Raw genomic sequence first — 15893 nt, 5'->3', positions numbered from 1 at the left:
TTCAGATCCGGAAGGAGATCCGGCGGATCGTGCTGGAGGAGGTCGGGGATGCAACGTGAAGATCCTCGGTCCAGTCGTCGAGTGGGCGGAATCATCCCCGCTCGATCACATGGACTGGCTGCCAGGCCAGCACGCCTACCTCACCAGCGCCGCGAAGCGGAGGCTGTTCAGGGCCGGAAACCAAGCGCACGGGAAGACCACCGCCGGATGCGCGGAGCTGATCTGGCGCTGTCTCGGGTGGCACCCCTACCGCACCGTCCACCCCCCGCCGGTCCACCACCTCCAGCCCCCGGAAAAGCCCCCCCAGGAGACCCCGCCCCAAAAGGAGTTTCTCATAGAGTTCGTCAAAGTAATACTTCCGGGAGAAGAGAACATAAAGGGGCCGGAAGGCCCTGCCAACCCTCTCCGGGGAAAGCCAGCGGGCAGAATACATGCTGTAGGCGGTGAAGATGCCCAGGCCGGAGAGGGCCAGGGAGAGCCAGGGCAGGGGCTCCCTCAAAATGCCGAACAGTCCCTCCAGGAAGCCCTTCTCTTCCCCGTGGCCCAGGAAGGCCTGGATAGCCCCTGGTATCCCCACAACCCCGGAAAAGACTGCCGCCAATGCCAGGACCGCCATGGGCACGAGCATCACCGCTGGGGACTCGTGGAGGTGCTCTCTGTGGTGGCCCCGGTATTCCCCGCCAAAGGTCATAAACAGCACCCGGAAGATGTAGAAGGCCGTCAGGGGCACAGTGGCCAGGGCGAGGTAGAAGACAAGGGGCCGGTGCTCCAGGGCCGAGAGCAGCACCTCGTCCTTGCTCCAGAAGCCGGATAGGGGCCAGATGCCGGCCAGGGAGAGGGCGGCCAGCAGGAAGGTGGCGAAGGTCCAGGGCATATATTTCCTCAACCCCCCCATCTCCCGGATGTCAAAGGTGCCCGAGGCGTGGTTGACGCTCCCCGCTCCCAGGAAGAGGAGGGCCTTGAAGAAGGCGTGGTTAAAGAGATGGAAGATGCCCACCGCCACCCCCCCCGTCCCCAGCCCCAGCATCATGTAGCCCAGCTGGCTGATGGTGGAATAGGCGATGACCCTCTTGATATCGTTCATCACCAGACCCATGGTGGCGGCGAAGATGGCGGTGAAGCCCCCGATGACGGCCACCGCCGTCAGGGCCTGGGGGGAGGGCTCAAAGAGGGGGAAGCTGCGGGCCACCAGAAAGGCCCCCGCTGCCACCATCGTGGCGGCATGGATGAGGGCCGAAACCGGGGTGGGGCCCTCCATGGCATCTGGGAGCCAGACGTGAAGGGGGAACTGGGCCGATTTCCCCGCCGCTCCGGCCAGGATGCCCAGGGCACCCCAGGTGAGGACCGCCCCACCCAACGTCCCCGCCACCGCCAGAGCGTGGAGCTCCTCTATATCAAAGGTCCCCGTCTTGAGGTAGAAGAAGATTATCGCCAGCAGAAAGCCCAGGTCCCCGATGCGGGTGACCAGGAAGGCCTTTAACGCCGCCCGGGCCGCGGAGGGGCGGTGGAACCAGAAGCCGATGAGGAAATACGAGCACACCCCCACCCCCTCCCAGAAGAGGTAGAGGAAGAGGAAGCTCTTGGCCATGACCAGCCCCAGCATGGAGCCGGTGAACAGGGCCATGAAGGCAAAATAGCGGATATAGCCCCTGGAGCTGAAATCGTGGTCATCCTTTTTCACCGCCATGTAGCCCTGGGAATAGACCTGGACCATCAAGCTCACCAGGGCCACCACCACCACCATCACCGCCGTGAGGGAGTCCAGCAGGAGCCCTATGGTGATTTCGCGGTCGCCCATTATCAGCCACGTCACGGGCTCCAGGTCAATCTTGTGGTCGGGCGCCCCCATAATGCTCCTCAGGAGCCACAGGCCCAGGAGGAGGGAGCCGGCGATGGCCGCGATGGTTACATAGCCCGCCGCCCGGTGGTGCCGGGAGAAGAAGGGGCGGATGAGGAGGGCGTTCACCAGGAAAGCAAAGATGGGCAGGAGGAAGATAAGCCAGATAAAGAGGTGGGGCATCTATATCTTCCTCAGGACCTCTTCCACCACGTGCTCCCGGAACCTGGGGACCAGGACCCGGTATGTAGAGGTCTCCCCCTCCTCCAGGCCCTCGGAGAGGATGCGGGTGGGGATGCCCTCGGCCTCAAAGAGCTCCTTCCACATCTCGGCCAGAGCGCGCCCCTTCACCCGCTTCACCTCCACCCACATGCCCGAGGATGCCCCTGTCATCTAGCCCCTCCTGCCCTCATCTATGTTCCCGTGCTTAGTTGCAGGACTTCCCGTCATGCGGGGGGAGCAGAGACCCTTCGCTCCGCTCAGGGTGACAAGTAGGTCTGTCATTCTGAGCGTAGCGAAGAATCTCGTTTCGCTGATTTCCGCAAGCAAGCAGTGGTATGTCAACTCCTTCCCCGGGGTGTCCTGAGAGGTCCGCCCACCTGGCAGCGGTCTGGGGGTGTCCCCCAGCCCCTACTTCTTCCCCCTCCCCCTTTGTAAGGGAGAGGGGGCCAGGGGGTGAGGGTCAAACCTATCTCTACCATTTCAGCAGGTCAATCTTTCCCAAGTCCACCGTCCCCCGGGCCCGGTAGAGGGAGATAATCAAAGCAAGCCCCACCGCCACCTCCGCCGCCGCCACCGTCATGACGAAGATGGCAAACATTTGCCCGGTCAGGGCCGCTCCCACAAGGAAGCGGGAAAAGGCCACCAGGGCGATGTTCGCGGCGTTGAGCATTAGCTCAATGCACATCAGGACCACCACCGCATTCCTCTTGGCCAGGGCCCCGTAGAGGCCGATGGCAAAGAGGGCCGAGGACAGAAGAAGATAATGCCCCAGGCCCACCGCCATTATTTCCTCTCCATGACCAGGACGATGGCCCCGATGATGGCCGCCAGGAGTAGGACCGAGGCTATCTCAAAGGGCAGGACAAAGCCCCCCTCCAGGCTGAAGAGCCCCAAACCCAGGGCCTCGGTGGTGGGCTGGGGGGAGGGCAGGTCTGCCAGGGCAGGGGCCACCACCTTCCAGGGGGTGCGCCAGACGGCAAAGCCCAGCACCACCAGAACCAGCCCCCCCAGAACCGCCGCCGGGACCACCAGCCGTCCCTCCGGACTCCCCCGCGCGGCCTCGCGGGTGAGCATCAGGGCCAGGAGCAGGAGGATGCCTATGGCCCCCACATATATCAGCACCTGGACCCCTGCCAGGAAGTCCGCCCCCAGGGTGATGTAGATGCCAGCCACGCCGAAAAAGCACAATAGCAGGGACAGGCCCGCCCGGAAGACATTCCTGAGGAGGACCACCGCCAGGGCGGAGAGGAGCACCGCTGCCCCCAGGACAAAGAAGCTGATGGTCAGGGCCACCTATTTCCCCTTCTTCTCCCCGTAGACCAGGAGGGTCTGGGGAGGCATCTCCGCCTCAAAGCGGGGGCGGAAGTAGCCGCTGGCTTTCCTCTTCTCCGACAATCTCACCTCGTCCCTGGTCAGGACCAGCTGGCTGCGGCGGTAGGTGGCCTGCTCGTAGTCCCGCCCCAGATGTATGGCGTCAAAGGGGCAGGCCTCCACACAGAGGCCGCAGAACATGCACCGCCCGTGGTCTATCTCCAGGTGTTTCATGCCGTATTTGTTACCGGGAAGGGACTCGCTGACGATAGTGATGTTCCCCTGGGGACAGGCCTTGGCGCAGGTAGCACAGACAGTGCAGCGCTCCTCCTCCCAGACCAGTTGAGGGGCCCGGATGCGCTTGGAGGGGACCAGCCTCTCTTCAGGGTACTGGGTGGTGATGATGGGGCGGAAGGCATGTCTTATGACAAGGGCCATGCCCTTCAGAATCCCCAGCCCCGTTCTCTCAGACCGCAACTTTTCCCCCTCCCAGCCGCCACAGGCGGGACAAGAGATAGACCAGCAGCACCCCAGCCACAGTGTTGACCACCATCATCACCCAGAGCGTGCTCAGGGACTTGGTGCTCATCTCCACAGCGACCAGGAAGATGTTCACCAGGGCGAGGGGGAGGAGGAACTTCCAGGCGAAGGCCATAAGCTGGTCCACCCTCAGCCGGGGCAGTGTCGCCCGGACCCACATGATGACAAGGAAGAGAACAAGCACCTTTATCACCAGCCAGAGGATGGGAGGGAGCACGGGGCCGGCCCATCCCCCCAGAAAGAGGGTGGCCCCGATTGCCGCGACCCCCAGGGTATGGGCATACTCCCCCAGGTAGAACATGGCGAACTTCATCCCGGAGTACTCCGTATGAAAGCCCGCCACAAGCTCCGAATCCGCCTCCATCAGGTCAAAGGGGCCGCGGTTGGCCTCAGCCATGGCGGCCAGGAAATAGACCAGGAAACCGAGGGGCTGAACGAGGATGAAGGGCAGGCCCTGGGCCTCCACAATGTTCACCAGGGAAAGGGAGCCCGCTGCCAGGGCCACCCCCACCAATGCCAGGACGAGGGGGACCTCATAGCTCACCATCTGAGCCATCATCCTCATGGCCCCTATCAGAGAGTACTTGTTGTTGGAGGCCCAGCCCGCCATGAACACCCCCACAATGCTTATGGAGCTGATGGCCACCAGGTAGACCAGCCCGATGTTCATGTCGGGCACCAGCCCGGCCCCCTCCCCCCTCCAGAAGGGGACCACGGCGAAGACCATCAGGGCAGGCGCAAAGGCGACTATCGGGGCCAGGGTATGGAGGAGCCGGTCCCCTCTCTCCGGGACGATATCCTCCTTGAGCAGTATCTTGATAGCGTCGGCGACGGGCTGGAGGAGGCCGAAGGGGCCGGCCCGGTTGGGGCCCGGCCTCATCTGGAGACGGCCCACCCCCCGCCTCTCCAGCCAGATGAAGACCATCACCATCCCAAAGACAAAGACCACGATGAGCAGGGCAAAGGCTATCCAGTGAAGCCAGTCCACCTAGCGGTCCACCTCGCCCATGACGATGTCAAGAGAGCCCAAGATGGCAATAGCATCGGCCAGCTTCCAGCCCAGGCACATCTCCCTCAGGGCAGTGAGGTTGATGAAGCTTGGGCCCCGGACATGGAGGCGGTAGGGGGCCACCGAGCCGTCGGAGACAATATAGAAGCCCAGCTCCCCCTTGGGGGCCTCAATGCGGCTGTAGACCTCCCCCCTGGGCGGACGGACCAGGTGGGGCACCTCGGCCCTCACCGGCCCCTCTGGTAGCTGAGCCAGGGCCTGCTCCAGGATGCGCACGCTCTGGCGCATCTCCTGCATCCTGACCCAGTAACGGTCATAGGAATCGCCCGTCTCTGCCGTGGGGATGTCAAAGGCAAAGCGGGCATAGATAGAGTAGGGGTCCTTCTTCCTCAGGTCCCACTCTACCCCACTGGCCCTCAGCACCGGCCCCGAGGCCGAGGCATTGATGGCCAGCTCCCGCGGCAGGATGCCCACCCCCTTGGTCCGGGCCAGCAGAACCTCGTTTTCCGCCAGGAGCTGGTCATACTCATCAATAAAGGCAGGCATCTCCTGGACGAACTTCCTCAGGGCGGGGAGGAACTCTGGTGGCAGGTCATGACTCACCCCCCCAATGCGCATGTAGTTGTAGGTGAGGCGCTGGCCCGAGACCATATCAAAGAGGTCCAGGAGCTTCTCCCGCTCCCGGTACATGTAGATGAGGGGAGTATACACAGAGGCCCCGCAGTCGTTGAGGAAGAACCCGACGGCCATGAGGTGGCTGGAGATGCGCATGGCCTCAGCCATTATCACCCGGATGTACTCCGCCCTCTCCGGCACCTCAATCCCGGCCAGCCTCTCCACCGCCAGGCAATAGGCGAAGTTGTTGGACATAGAGGCCAGGTAGTCCAGCCGGTCGGTGAGGGGGATGAACTGGGTATAGGTGCGGGACTCGGCCAGCTTATCAAACCCCCGGTGGAGATAGCCGAAGACGGGGTCCAGGCCCACAATGACCTCGCCATCAAAGGTGACTCGCATACGGAAGACCCCGTGGGTGGAGGGGTGTTGGGGCCCAATATTGAGAACAATAGGCTCCGTCCGCAGAGCCATCAGACGAAGTCCTTCCTCAGGGCGTGGCCGGGGAAGCCCTCCCAGGTCAGAATGCGCTTCAGGTTGGGGTGGCCGGAGAAGGCGATGCCCAGGAGGTCATAGACCTCCCGCTCCTGAAGGTCGGCCCCCTTCCACAGGGGGGTCACCGAGGGCACCCCCAGCCCCTCCCTCCCCTCCAGCCTCACCTTCAGGACCAGGCTGTGGTTGTGCTGGAGGGAAAGGAGATGATAGACCACCTCAAAGTGGTCCAGATAGTCCACGGCGGTGAAGTTCGCCAGGCAGTCCATGGCCAGGGAGGCTTCATCCTTGAGGTAGCGGGCCACGGGCAACAGGTCCCGGGCCTCCACCCAGAGGGTCCCTCCCTCCCCCTTCACCCCCACCCCCGGCAGGGCCGACTGGACCTCTGCAGCCACCTCCGCCCCGGAAAGGTGGCGGGTCAAGGCTCCCTCCTCAGGGCCAGGTTCTCCCGGGCAATCTTCTCGTGGAGCTTCATCAGGCCGTAGAGCAGGGCCTCGGGCCGGGGAGGACATCCGGGGACATAGACATCCACCGGGACCAGGCGGTTCACCCCCGGCACCACAAAGTAGGACTCGGCAAAGGGGCCGCCCGAGGCAGCGCACTGGCCCATAGCCACCACCCACTTGGGCTCGGACATCTGGTCGTATATCCTCTTGAGCTGGGGGGCCATCTTCCATGTGACCGTCCCCGACACAATCATCAGGTCCGCCTGGCGTGGGGAGGCCCGGAAGAACTCCATTCCGAAGCGGGCGATGTCAAAGCGGGAGGCCGCAGTGGCAATCATCTCCATGGCACAGCAGGCCAGGCCAAAGGCGACGGGCCAGACCGAGGACTTCCGCCCCCAGCCCACAAGGGCCCCCAGGGATGTCACCAGAAGCCCTCGGGGGACCTCCTCTTCCAGCCACCCGGCAGGGTCGGGGATAGAGGCCCGGGCCCCTTCCCGTAGGGCCATTACCCCCTGCCCCTCCACCCTGTCCATCTCCAGGAAATTTTCGGGGACGCCACCCAAACGGGCTATTTCCACTCCAGGGCCCCCTTCCTCCAGGCATATACGTAGCCCACCATCAGGATGCCGATAAAGACCACCATCTCCGCCAGGGCAAAGAGGCCGAGCTTCTGATAGGCCACCGCCCAGGGATAGAGGAAGACCACCTCAATGTCAAAGAGGACAAAAAGGAGGGCAAAGAAGTAGTAGCGAAAGTTGAACTGGACCCAGGTCTTGCCAATAGTGTCCATCCCACACTCATAGGGCAAATACTTGGCCGGGTTGGGCCGGCGGGGGATAAAACGGATTCTTGTCAGGAACCAGGGAAGAAGTATCATAGCCATGGCCAGGAGAATAGCCAGGACCAGGAACAACCCTATAGAGCCAAAGCTCTCCCAGAAGCCCAAAGCCTTCCCTCCCAAAAAACCAGACCATTATACATCCCCCGTCAACCCTTGAGTAGCGGAAAAAGCCACCAAATGTCTCGGAGATACGGCTCAGCGGGCATAATGCCGGTGGGGCTGAGGCATCAATAGGTAGAACTTTCAGGGTGGCTTTCAATCTCGCCTCATGTTAGAATGGCAAATACACGATGCCAGGAGGGTCCATATGCCAGCAATTCGTCCGGAAGCACCTGAGGATATAAGTGCTATTCACCACGTCAATAAACAGGTGTTCGGGCGAGAAAATGAAGCGAAGCTTGTTGACAAGCTTCGGAATCGTGGTGTCTTGACTATCTCCCTTGTCGCTGTACAGGACAGTGAGATTGTGGGGCATATTGCGTTTAGTCCTGTAATAGTAGAAACAGGACGTTCAAGTTTCGAGGCAATAACCCTTGCCCCACTGGTAGTCCTCCCAGCTTATCAGCGCAAAGGAATCGGCTCGCAATTAGTTGGAGCTGGACTTGAGGAATGCCGACATCTCGGACACGAAATAGTAGTCCTGGTTGGTCATCCGGACTATTACCCCCGCTTCGGATTCGTTCGGGCGAAAACGAAGGGTCTTGAATGTGAATTTGAAGTGCCCAACGAAGCATGGATGGTCTTGGTACTTCGGGGACATGCCTTAGCAGGAAGACGGGGCACAGTGCGCTTTCAGCCCGAGTTCAAGGAAGCTGTGTAATGCCGGCTTTCGGAATAGAGGAGGAAGGACCAATTAAAAGGCTATTTTGCCGTATCGCCGCAAGACTAACTGCGCTTATTATGGTCGGCACTATTCTTATGTTAGGTGGCTGTACCACCACAAAAGGTGAGGGGTTTGCCATTTATCTGACCAAAGGAGATGTATCTCCTGCCCAGATGCCAGCCTTAAGCCATGTTGACATTGCGGAACAGCCCATTATCGCCATGAGTGATATCATCACGTATAATGCCAAAACACACGAGATAACGCTCACTACAAGTGCCTATGAGCGTATTTCCAAGCTGGAAGTCCCGGTGAGGGGCAAATCGTTTGTGGTCTGCGTGGACAGGAAACTCATCTACTGGGGTGCCTTCTGGACTCCGCTTTCATCCATGTCGTTCAACGGCGTCACAATTATGTTGCCACTTAGCTCCCAGGATGCGAAGGTTGTCAAACTCGAACTTGGTTATCCCTCGCCGTCCTTCTTCAAGGGTGAAGACCCCAGGCTTAACGCAGAAGTAATGGAATCACTGGAGCAGGCGGGCAAGCTGAAATGAGTCCGGAGACTGAACATATTATGGAGCTGAGGTATCAACAGGTAGAACTTTTAAGGTTGTGTTTAAGCTTACTCTCGCAGCAACTTGATGAATTCTTGCCGGCTCAGTCCGGCATCCCTGATTAAAGCCAGTAACAACCCTCGTCCCAGTTCGGCATGTCGGGGTACGGAAAGCCGCCGCCCCGAAGGATGGAGTAAAATCATGTGGCTACCTTCGGTGTGGTCCCAAGCATATCCAGTCTTGCTTACGGCTTTGGCGAATTCGTCTCCAGAGATTACTGGCAGGCGGGGCACTAAACGGCAACCTCAACCTCTTTGACCTCGGTTATCGGCAACGGTTCGCCGTGCTTGCGCTTGCTGGCGATGTAACCCCGTATCGCCTCTTCAATGTTGGCGATTGCTTCTTCCCTGGTTTTACCCTGGGAGTGGCATCCGGGCAAAGCCGGGCAGCTGGCAACAATGAAGCCGTCTTCGTCTTTTTCCAGAGTGACGGCAAACTTCATAATATCTCCTCGATAGAAACCTGATTACATTATACCAGAATTCAGCACGTGAGGTGTTAACAGCCAGAACCTTCAAACCCCTCTTCAGCCTGTAACGCACACCTCAACCTGCGCAACCACCCATGCCTCACCCTTGACGGCGGCACTTCTAGCCGCTTCACCGTCTGGAGTACTGGTAAGTTGTTACGCTACGCTGTGACCAAGAACGCAAGGTCGTTGAAGCGCGAAGGGTCCGTCAGGCTCGGGCGAACGGCCACGTAATGCGGTGTCGCAATCAGGGCAGCTGGTGCAACGTAACCCGTGAGGGTCTTACCATCTGCACTAACGGCTACATTGGCTGCGAGGTTGCCCAACGCAGGGTCTGTTCCTGCGGGATAGAACACAACAATGTCATACGGCATAATTCGCCCGCCCGGGTCGTAGATGGTGAACGGCGAACCAGGCCCGCCAGAGGTCGGAGTGATATACGGCTGACCGGGTGTGGGAGTGGGCGTGGGCGTGGGAGTCGGTCCGTACCTGCCTTGGGCGAATGCCTTTGACACGCCAATGGAACCTAGCGACGGTTGGACGTACGTGAGCCCCACTGCCGCCGCAGTGCCTAGGCCCAGGCGCTTGAGGAGTGCCCTCCGCGTCAATCGTTGGCCCTCGGCTTTGCGCTCGCGAAGGTCTGTTCCCTTTCCTGCTATCCCCCGTTTACCACCAGCCATGGCACCCTCCTTTGTCTTCTAGGGGGTTTCCCCATCACGATTATAGGAGAATTGGAGCATTCTGAGGTCAGTTATTGTCACCAGAAGAAAAGTAGATAACCATTTGCCATGTTTACTCAGGTACTCCATAAAACCTCCTTTTCGCCAGAGCACCCGTGAAATCCTGTAATCGATACAATGATACCAAAAGTATAAGTTAGTCAAGTTAGGTTTTAGTGAGAATCCGGTTAGAATACCTCTCCTTTTTGAATATTCCTGACCTTCAGATGTGAATGATAGCGCCCGATTTTCAATTTCTGTGGACTAAAGAGTGCCGGGTTTCTACCTATTGATACTTTAGGTGGTTCGTTTTGAAGCTAAGTGGAGCCGAGGGGGAGTCTAACCTATGACCATCCTCCGTGCAAAGGAGGCGCTCTCCCCACTGAGCTACAGCCCCGCCCCGGGACCTTCTATCGAGCTTTCTATTTCTTGACCGGTTTCTTCTCTATCTTCTTTGCGTTGTGAGCTGCGCAGGTGGTACACATCCTCTTCACCCCCCTTTCTAGCTGACCCAATTCTACCACCCTCCCCCGCCCCTGGCAACAGCTCTCCCGGCACCAGGCGGCTCACCCCCGTGCCACCATACGTCCCGCTGCCGCTCCTGTGCTAGCGAGGGTGAGACTCAGTAACATCAAGCGTCCGGTCCCTCAGTGTTTTTCCTTTGAGGCCAGCAATTGCGGCCTGGCCTTCAGCCTGGGACGGCATTTGGACAAACGCAAATCCCTTGGATTGCCCGCTACGCCTGTCTTTCACAACTCTTACAGATGTGACTTTCCCAAAAGCCATGAATTCCTGCTTCAATTCACCTTCAGTTACATCGCGCGACAAGTTGCCCACGTAAATGTCCACATTGGTACCCCTTTCATCTTGCCTGGCATGATAGCATTCGTGCTGCTGCCTTCAACTACGCCCTGAATGGCACATTCCCCGGCCTTCTCCTACCAAGCTTGTCCCCCAGCCAAAGCCTGGCCTTCCGTTCCCTTGACCATCAACTCCCCTTCCTCTGTGCAGAGAACCGCGTCCGTCTCCTGGCGGCACACATCTGAGGAAGCTCGCCAACGAAAGAGAGAGGGCGTCAATGCCACCCTCTCTCTTCGTGTTACCGTTCCTTAGCGATTTGTGGCACGGACTTTGGTGTAGCAGTTGCTGCAGTACACTGGTCGCCCGTTTCGCGGCTCAAACGGCACCTGGGTGTCTTTGCCGCACTGGGCACATTTTGCGGGGAACATCTCGCGGCGTGGCCCGTAACTGGACCCGCTATCGCCACGCTCGGCCTTCTTGGCCTGGCGACAGGCTGGGCAGCGCTTGGGCTCATTGGTGTAGCCTTTGGATTGGAAGAACTCCTGGTCCTCAGCGCTGAAGGTGAACCCCTTGCTACACTCCACGCAGTTCAATGTCTTGTCCTCGAAGCTCATGGATGACCTCCTTTCTATAAGACTCGGTTCCAGTTTGGTCATCCATGGCCTGGGCAGTTTGTGAGAACTTCCGCAGCTTCGGACTTGCAAACCACTACCGGTGTTCCTAGCGTACCATGGAATTGGAGGTTTGTCAAACCATAAGGAAGAGCAAGACATTCCGCCCAATGCCCATTAGAGTGGAGGGCGGTGCACAAGATAGCGTCATGTTCAAACACGTCCTGTAACACGATGTAATCTTGCGAGCGCTAGGGGCCCCCTTTAAACATGGACAGAAGTCCCTTTCCCCGGCCCATCTGCCGGACCAGCTTCTGCATCTGGCGGAACTGGTTCAGGAGCTGGTTCACCTCCTGGGGGGTGGTGCCGCTCCCCCGGGCTATCCGCCGCCTCCGGCTGCCGTCTATCATCTCGGGGGTCCGCCTCTCCTGGGGGGTCATGGACTGGATGATTGCCTTCATCCTCTTGAGTTTGTCCTCTTGGCCCTGTGGCAGGCGGGAGGCCAGGGCCCCCAGGCCGGGGACCATCCCCAGAATCTGCGAGACGGGCCCCATCTTCTGGAGCTGCTCCAGTTGCTCCACCAGGTCCCCCAGGTCCAGCTCCCCCTTCTTGAGCTTCTTCTCCACCTCCTGGAGCTTCTTCTCGTCCCAGGCATCCTGGGCCTTCTCAATAAGGGTGAGGACGTCCCCCATCCCCAGTATGCGGGAGGCCAGGCGGTCGGGGTAGAAGAGCTCCAGGGCCTCGGTCTTCTCCCCCGTCCCCAGGAACTTGATGGGCACGCCGGTTACCGAACGCACGGAGAGGGCCACCCCTCCCCGGGCATCCCCGTCCATCTTGGTGAGGATGACCCCCGTCAGCCCCACCTCCCGGTGGAACTCCTCGGCCACCCTCACCCCGTCCTGCCCCGTCATGGCATCCACCACCAGGAGCACCTCAGAAGGGCGGAGCCTGTCCCTTATCTCCCTCAGCTCCCCCATCAGCTCCTGGTCGATGTGGAGCCTCCCCGCCGTATCGGCGATGACCCAGCCCACCCCCAGCCCCCCGGCCCTCTCAAGCGCCAGCCCCGCCAGGGCCTCCAGGGGGGCCTGGTCCTCCAGGACAGGGACATTGAGCTGGCGGCCCAGCACCATGAGCTGTTCCCGGGCGGCGGGACGGCGGGGGTCCAGGGGCACCAGCAAAGAGCGTTGCCCCTGCCGCCGGAGATGGAGGGCCAGCTTGGCGGCGGTGGTGGTCTTGCCCGAGCCCTGAAGCCCCACCAGCATCAGGACCGACGGCGGGTGGGGGGCGGGGCTCAGGGGGGCCCTCTCCCCCAGCAGGCCCACCAGCTCCTCATAGACTATCTTCACCACCTGCTGGGCCGGGGATAGGTGCTCCAGCACCTCAGCTTTCAGACACCTCTCCCTCACCCGGGCGGTGAACTCCTTGACCACCTTCAGGTTGACATCGGCCTCCAGAAGGGCCAGACGCACCTGGCGCAGGCCCTCCTCGATGTCCTTCTCCGAGAGCTTGCCCTTCCCCGCCAGCCGGCGGAAGACCTCTCCCAGCCTTTCCGAAAGGACCTCAAACATCCCCTCTATTTTACCCTAATGTTGCCACCGGCAAGAGGCCCCATTAGAATAGTCCAAAATGGCCTTCGTTGATTTTTCTCTCCCCAGAGAGCTCATCGCCCAGACCCCGGCCCAGCCCCGGGACCACTCCCGCCTGATGGTCCTCTTCCGGGATACCGGCCAGATAGAGCACCGCTATTTCTATGACCTGCCTGGCTACCTCCGGGGGGGGGATGTCCTGGTGCTCAACGATACCCGGGTCCTCCCCGCCCGCCTCCTGGGCCACAAGAAAGAGACCGGGGGCCGGGTAGAAGCCCTGCTGCTGAAGGAGGAAGGGGACGGCCTGTGGCGGGCCATGGTGAGACCGGGGAAGCGCCTGCCGGTGGGGGCCAGGGCTATCTTCGGGGGTATGGAGGCCGAGGTAGCGGGCAGGGAGCCCGATGGCACCCGTTGGCTGAGGTTCCCCCCGGGGGCAGCGGTCCTGGAGGCGGGGCAGGTACCCCTTCCCCCCTACATCCACACCCCGCTCCAGGACCCCGAGCGCTACCAGACGGTCTTCGCCCGGAAACCGGGGGGCCTGGCCGCCCCCACCGCCGGCCTCCACTTCACCCCGGAGCTCCTGGAAAAAATAAAGGCGAAGGGGATAGAGACAGTCTCCGTCACCCTCCACATCGGCCCGGGCTCCTTCCGCCCCGCCGGGGAAGGGGAAAACCTCCCCCAGGAATACGGTGAAATCCCCCCCCACGCCGCCCAGGCCCTCACCCGTGCCCGCAAAGAGGGGAGGAGGATTATCGCCGTAGGCACCACCACCACCCGCCTGCTGGAGCAGGCCTCCACCCCCGAGGCCATAGGCCCCTTCCAGGGCCGGACACGGCTTTTCATATCTCCCGGCCATGTTTTCGGGGCCATCTCCGCCCTGGTGACCAACTTCCACCTCCCCCGCTCCACGCATTTGCTCTTGGTAAACGCCTTCTGCGGAGAAGCCCTGCTGAAGAGGGCCTACGAAGAGGCCATCCAGCTCCGCTACCGCTTCTACAGCTTCGGCGACTGTATGGTCATCTTGTAAGACGGACGCAGTGGACAAAGAAAGTAGTTATGTTACTAGAGAAGCATTAGTGAGTCTTTGGATGGGGAGGCATAGATACTCAGAACAAGTCAGGCGCTGGGGGGGGGCCCGCGTCGGAGCCTCTCTACCGCTTCTCTAATGGATTCCCTTGTTGCCTGGGAGCTAAGAGTGAGGCAAACCTCTCCGAACCCTCTTCTAATGTAGACAAACTCCTCGTCCTCAAAGGCCTTGAACCCGTCTGCCTCTTGCTCTTCGGTGAGAACCCCTTTCAGTGGCCACATATTCCCCCTCCACGCCAAGACCTGACTGCGGTCAACAGCTCTATTATGTGAGAGGTCTTGTTCTCACGCCTATCCCCCAAAAGAGGGAAGGTTCATAGGACTTCCAGCTCTTCTCCCTGACCCAGGCGCTCATGCCTGCCCCCTTCATGACCCAGAGGCTCCGACCTCTAAGGCCTTGAGCTGCCCACTACCGAGGCGTTGCCCCGTCATGGCCCAATTGGGCCAGTCTTGTGGTCCCGCTGGGGCGGACCATTGGGACCGAACTCTAGCAGAACTTGACAAATGCCTCCCAGTGTGCGTAAATTGCTTCACAAATACTGCGGAGGCGGGGGGGCAGTGCCTTCAAGAGGCCGAATTGGTGGAAGGCTGAGGAAGGAGGTCTGAGGAAGATGGGGGTTGGGGTGGTAGGCAATGTCTCCTGGGGCACGCACCTGTGCCTATTCTACAAGATACAAGAAGACCTGCTTGATATTTTGATACCTTACTGGGAAGAAGGGTTAAAAAGGGGACAGCTCTGCATTTGGGCTACTTCAGAGTTCCTTGGAGTTGCGGCCGCAAAGGCAGCACTAGCAAAGGCAGTGATGAATCTGGACGAATATGTCAAGGGGGGCCAAATAGAGATAGTCGACGCCAGAGAGTGTTACACCAACTCAAGGAAATTCGACCAAGATGAGACGCTGCAGGATTGGTTCAAGAAAGAGAGACAAGCTGTAGAAAGAGGATTTACTGGGGTTCGCGTGGCCGGGGACACCTCTTGGCTTGAAGAAGAGGATTGGAGAGCATTCGCTGACTATGAAGCAACACTAGACAATATTATTGGCAAACATCGGATTGTTGTCATTTGTTCGCATTCTCTCGATAAATGTTTGGCATACCAGATAATCGATGCGTCCAGCAACCATCAAGGGACTCTTATCAAGCGGCAAGGTAAGTGGGAGGTCATTGAAAATCTCGGGCATAAGCGGGCGACGGAAGAAGCACTCAAACGAAGCTGGCATGAGATGCAGAATGGGAAGTTGGGGACAATATTGGAGGGAATGGTCAGTGCCCTGGCATCAGTAGCTGAAAAGAGGGACCCTTACACAGCAGGCCATCAGCAGCGTGTGACCCTGCTGGCCTGTGCTATAGCCGGGCAGATGGGCCTCCCCGAGGTGCAGATAGATGGAATCCGTGTGGCTGGGACTCTTCATGACATTGGCAAGATGTATGTACCAGCCGAGATTCTAAACAAGCCCGGGGCGCTGGCCGGCGTAGAAATGTCCCTAATCAGGGCTCACTCCGAGGCGGGATACGACATAGTGAAAGGAATAGAATTCCCCTGGCCGGTTGCCCAGGCAATACTCCAGCACCACGAGAGGTTAGACGGGTCTGGCTATCCTGCAGGTCTTTCTGGCGAAGACATCATTCTGGAGGCGAGGGTCTTGGGTGTGGCCGACGTGGTTGAGGCCATGTGTTCCCACCGCCCCTTCAGACCGGCTCTCGGTATGGACAAGGCATTAGAGGAAATCTCGCGGCATAGGGGCATCCTTTATGACCCCCGGGTGGCAGATGCTTGCCTGAAGGTTTTCACTGAGAAAGGATTCAGGCTAGAGCACGGGAGCTGAAGGTAACTCTTCACCTACCGTAGTTCTTGGTGAAAAAGTCGCTGCCAG

Annotated in this window: 19 protein-coding genes and 1 tRNA gene; 4 read left to right on the top strand and 16 right to left on the bottom strand. The window is 59.8% G+C overall.

Annotated elements, in window-relative coordinates; genetic code table 11:
• Window positions 1-91 precede the first annotated feature (91 nt).
• The 10 genes from nuoL to KJ624_07525 form a co-directional block, all read right to left on the bottom strand.
• The gene (nuoL, locus tag KJ624_07570) at window positions 92-2020 is read right to left on the bottom strand and encodes an NADH-quinone oxidoreductase subunit L (GenBank protein MBU2009675.1); all 1929 of its coding nucleotides are present in this window, start codon (window positions 2018-2020) and stop codon (window positions 92-94) included.
• Window positions 2021-2230 (bottom strand): hypothetical protein, encoded by a 210-nt coding sequence (locus KJ624_07565; GenBank protein ID MBU2009674.1) that lies wholly within the window; start codon window positions 2228-2230, stop codon window positions 2021-2023.
• A 301-nt stretch (window positions 2231-2531) separates the two neighbouring features.
• Window positions 2532-2837, bottom strand: coding sequence for an NADH-quinone oxidoreductase subunit NuoK (gene nuoK / locus KJ624_07560; GenBank protein MBU2009673.1), 306 nt, complete (start codon window positions 2835-2837; stop codon window positions 2532-2534).
• Between the two features lie 5 nt (window positions 2838-2842).
• The gene (locus tag KJ624_07555; protein ID MBU2009672.1) at window positions 2843-3346 is read right to left on the bottom strand and encodes an NADH-quinone oxidoreductase subunit J; all 504 of its coding nucleotides are present in this window, start codon (window positions 3344-3346) and stop codon (window positions 2843-2845) included.
• Window positions 3347-3352: 6 nt separating this feature from the next.
• The gene (locus KJ624_07550) at window positions 3353-3808 is read right to left on the bottom strand and encodes a 4Fe-4S binding protein (protein MBU2009671.1); all 456 of its coding nucleotides are present in this window, start codon (window positions 3806-3808) and stop codon (window positions 3353-3355) included.
• A 28-nt stretch (window positions 3809-3836) separates the two neighbouring features.
• Window positions 3837-4898 carry an NADH-quinone oxidoreductase subunit NuoH gene (gene nuoH, locus KJ624_07545; protein ID MBU2009670.1) on the bottom strand — a complete coding sequence of 354 codons (1062 nt, stop codon included), beginning with the start codon at window positions 4896-4898 and terminating at the stop codon, window positions 3837-3839.
• Window positions 4899-6005, bottom strand: a complete 1107-nt coding sequence (locus tag KJ624_07540; protein ID MBU2009669.1) for an NADH-quinone oxidoreductase subunit D — start codon at window positions 6003-6005, stop codon at window positions 4899-4901. It lies immediately after the preceding gene.
• Window positions 6005-6535: an NADH-quinone oxidoreductase subunit C gene (locus KJ624_07535; protein ID MBU2009668.1), complete on the bottom strand. Its 531-nt coding sequence runs from the start codon at window positions 6533-6535 to the stop codon at window positions 6005-6007. Before KJ624_07535 ends, KJ624_07540 begins: the two co-directional genes overlap by 1 nt.
• Window positions 6442-7002, bottom strand: a complete 561-nt coding sequence (locus KJ624_07530) for an NADH-quinone oxidoreductase subunit B (GenBank protein ID MBU2009667.1) — start codon at window positions 7000-7002, stop codon at window positions 6442-6444. Before KJ624_07530 ends, KJ624_07535 begins: the two co-directional genes overlap by 94 nt.
• A 35-nt stretch (window positions 7003-7037) precedes the next feature.
• Window positions 7038-7352 (bottom strand): NADH-quinone oxidoreductase subunit A, encoded by a 315-nt coding sequence (locus tag KJ624_07525; protein ID MBU2009666.1) that lies wholly within the window; start codon window positions 7350-7352, stop codon window positions 7038-7040.
• A 265-nt stretch (window positions 7353-7617) separates the two neighbouring features.
• Here KJ624_07525 and KJ624_07520 point away from each other — a divergent pair, with 265 nt between their 5' ends.
• Window positions 7618-8130, top strand: a complete 513-nt coding sequence (locus KJ624_07520) for an N-acetyltransferase (protein MBU2009665.1) — start codon at window positions 7618-7620, stop codon at window positions 8128-8130.
• A complete protein-coding gene (locus KJ624_07515; GenBank protein ID MBU2009664.1) occupies window positions 8130-8687 on the top strand; it encodes a hypothetical protein in 558 nt (185 codons plus the stop codon). Before KJ624_07520 ends, KJ624_07515 begins: the two co-directional genes overlap by 1 nt.
• 68 nt (window positions 8688-8755) lie before the next feature.
• Here the strand turns inward: KJ624_07515 and KJ624_07510 are convergent, their stop codons facing one another.
• From KJ624_07510 to ffh, 6 genes are all read right to left on the bottom strand, one after another.
• The gene (locus tag KJ624_07510; protein ID MBU2009663.1) at window positions 8756-8980 is read right to left on the bottom strand and encodes a type II toxin-antitoxin system HicA family toxin; all 225 of its coding nucleotides are present in this window, start codon (window positions 8978-8980) and stop codon (window positions 8756-8758) included.
• Window positions 8980-9189: a type II toxin-antitoxin system HicB family antitoxin gene (locus tag KJ624_07505; GenBank protein ID MBU2009662.1), complete on the bottom strand. Its 210-nt coding sequence runs from the start codon at window positions 9187-9189 to the stop codon at window positions 8980-8982. Before KJ624_07505 ends, KJ624_07510 begins: the two co-directional genes overlap by 1 nt.
• A 1068-nt stretch (window positions 9190-10257) precedes the next feature.
• Window positions 10258-10332, bottom strand: a tRNA-Ala gene (locus tag KJ624_07500).
• 209 nt (window positions 10333-10541) lie between these two features.
• Entirely contained in the window at window positions 10542-10784 is a 243-nt protein-coding gene (locus KJ624_07495; protein MBU2009661.1) for an RNA-binding protein, read from the bottom strand.
• Between the two features lie 260 nt (window positions 10785-11044).
• A complete protein-coding gene (locus tag KJ624_07490; protein ID MBU2009660.1) occupies window positions 11045-11350 on the bottom strand; it encodes a zinc-ribbon domain containing protein in 306 nt (101 codons plus the stop codon).
• A gap of 248 nt (window positions 11351-11598) precedes the next feature.
• Window positions 11599-12915 (bottom strand): signal recognition particle protein, encoded by a 1317-nt coding sequence (gene ffh, locus KJ624_07485; GenBank protein ID MBU2009659.1) that lies wholly within the window; start codon window positions 12913-12915, stop codon window positions 11599-11601.
• Window positions 12916-12973: 58 nt separating this feature from the next.
• Between ffh and queA the strand changes: the two genes are divergently transcribed.
• Window positions 12974-13960: a tRNA preQ1(34) S-adenosylmethionine ribosyltransferase-isomerase QueA gene (queA, locus tag KJ624_07480; GenBank protein ID MBU2009658.1), complete on the top strand. Its 987-nt coding sequence runs from the start codon at window positions 12974-12976 to the stop codon at window positions 13958-13960.
• 682 nt (window positions 13961-14642) lie between these two features.
• On the top strand, window positions 14643-15845 hold the full coding sequence (locus KJ624_07475; protein ID MBU2009657.1) for an MEDS domain-containing protein: 1203 nt from the start codon (window positions 14643-14645) through the stop codon (window positions 15843-15845).
• Window positions 15846-15893 lie beyond the last annotated feature (48 nt).

This window comes from Chloroflexota bacterium (genome assembly GCA_018825785.1).
In the GTDB taxonomy this organism is placed as follows: Bacteria; Chloroflexota; Dehalococcoidia; order JACVQG01; family JAHKAY01; genus JAHKAY01.
This window is presented reverse-complemented; position numbering and strand designations above follow the sequence as displayed.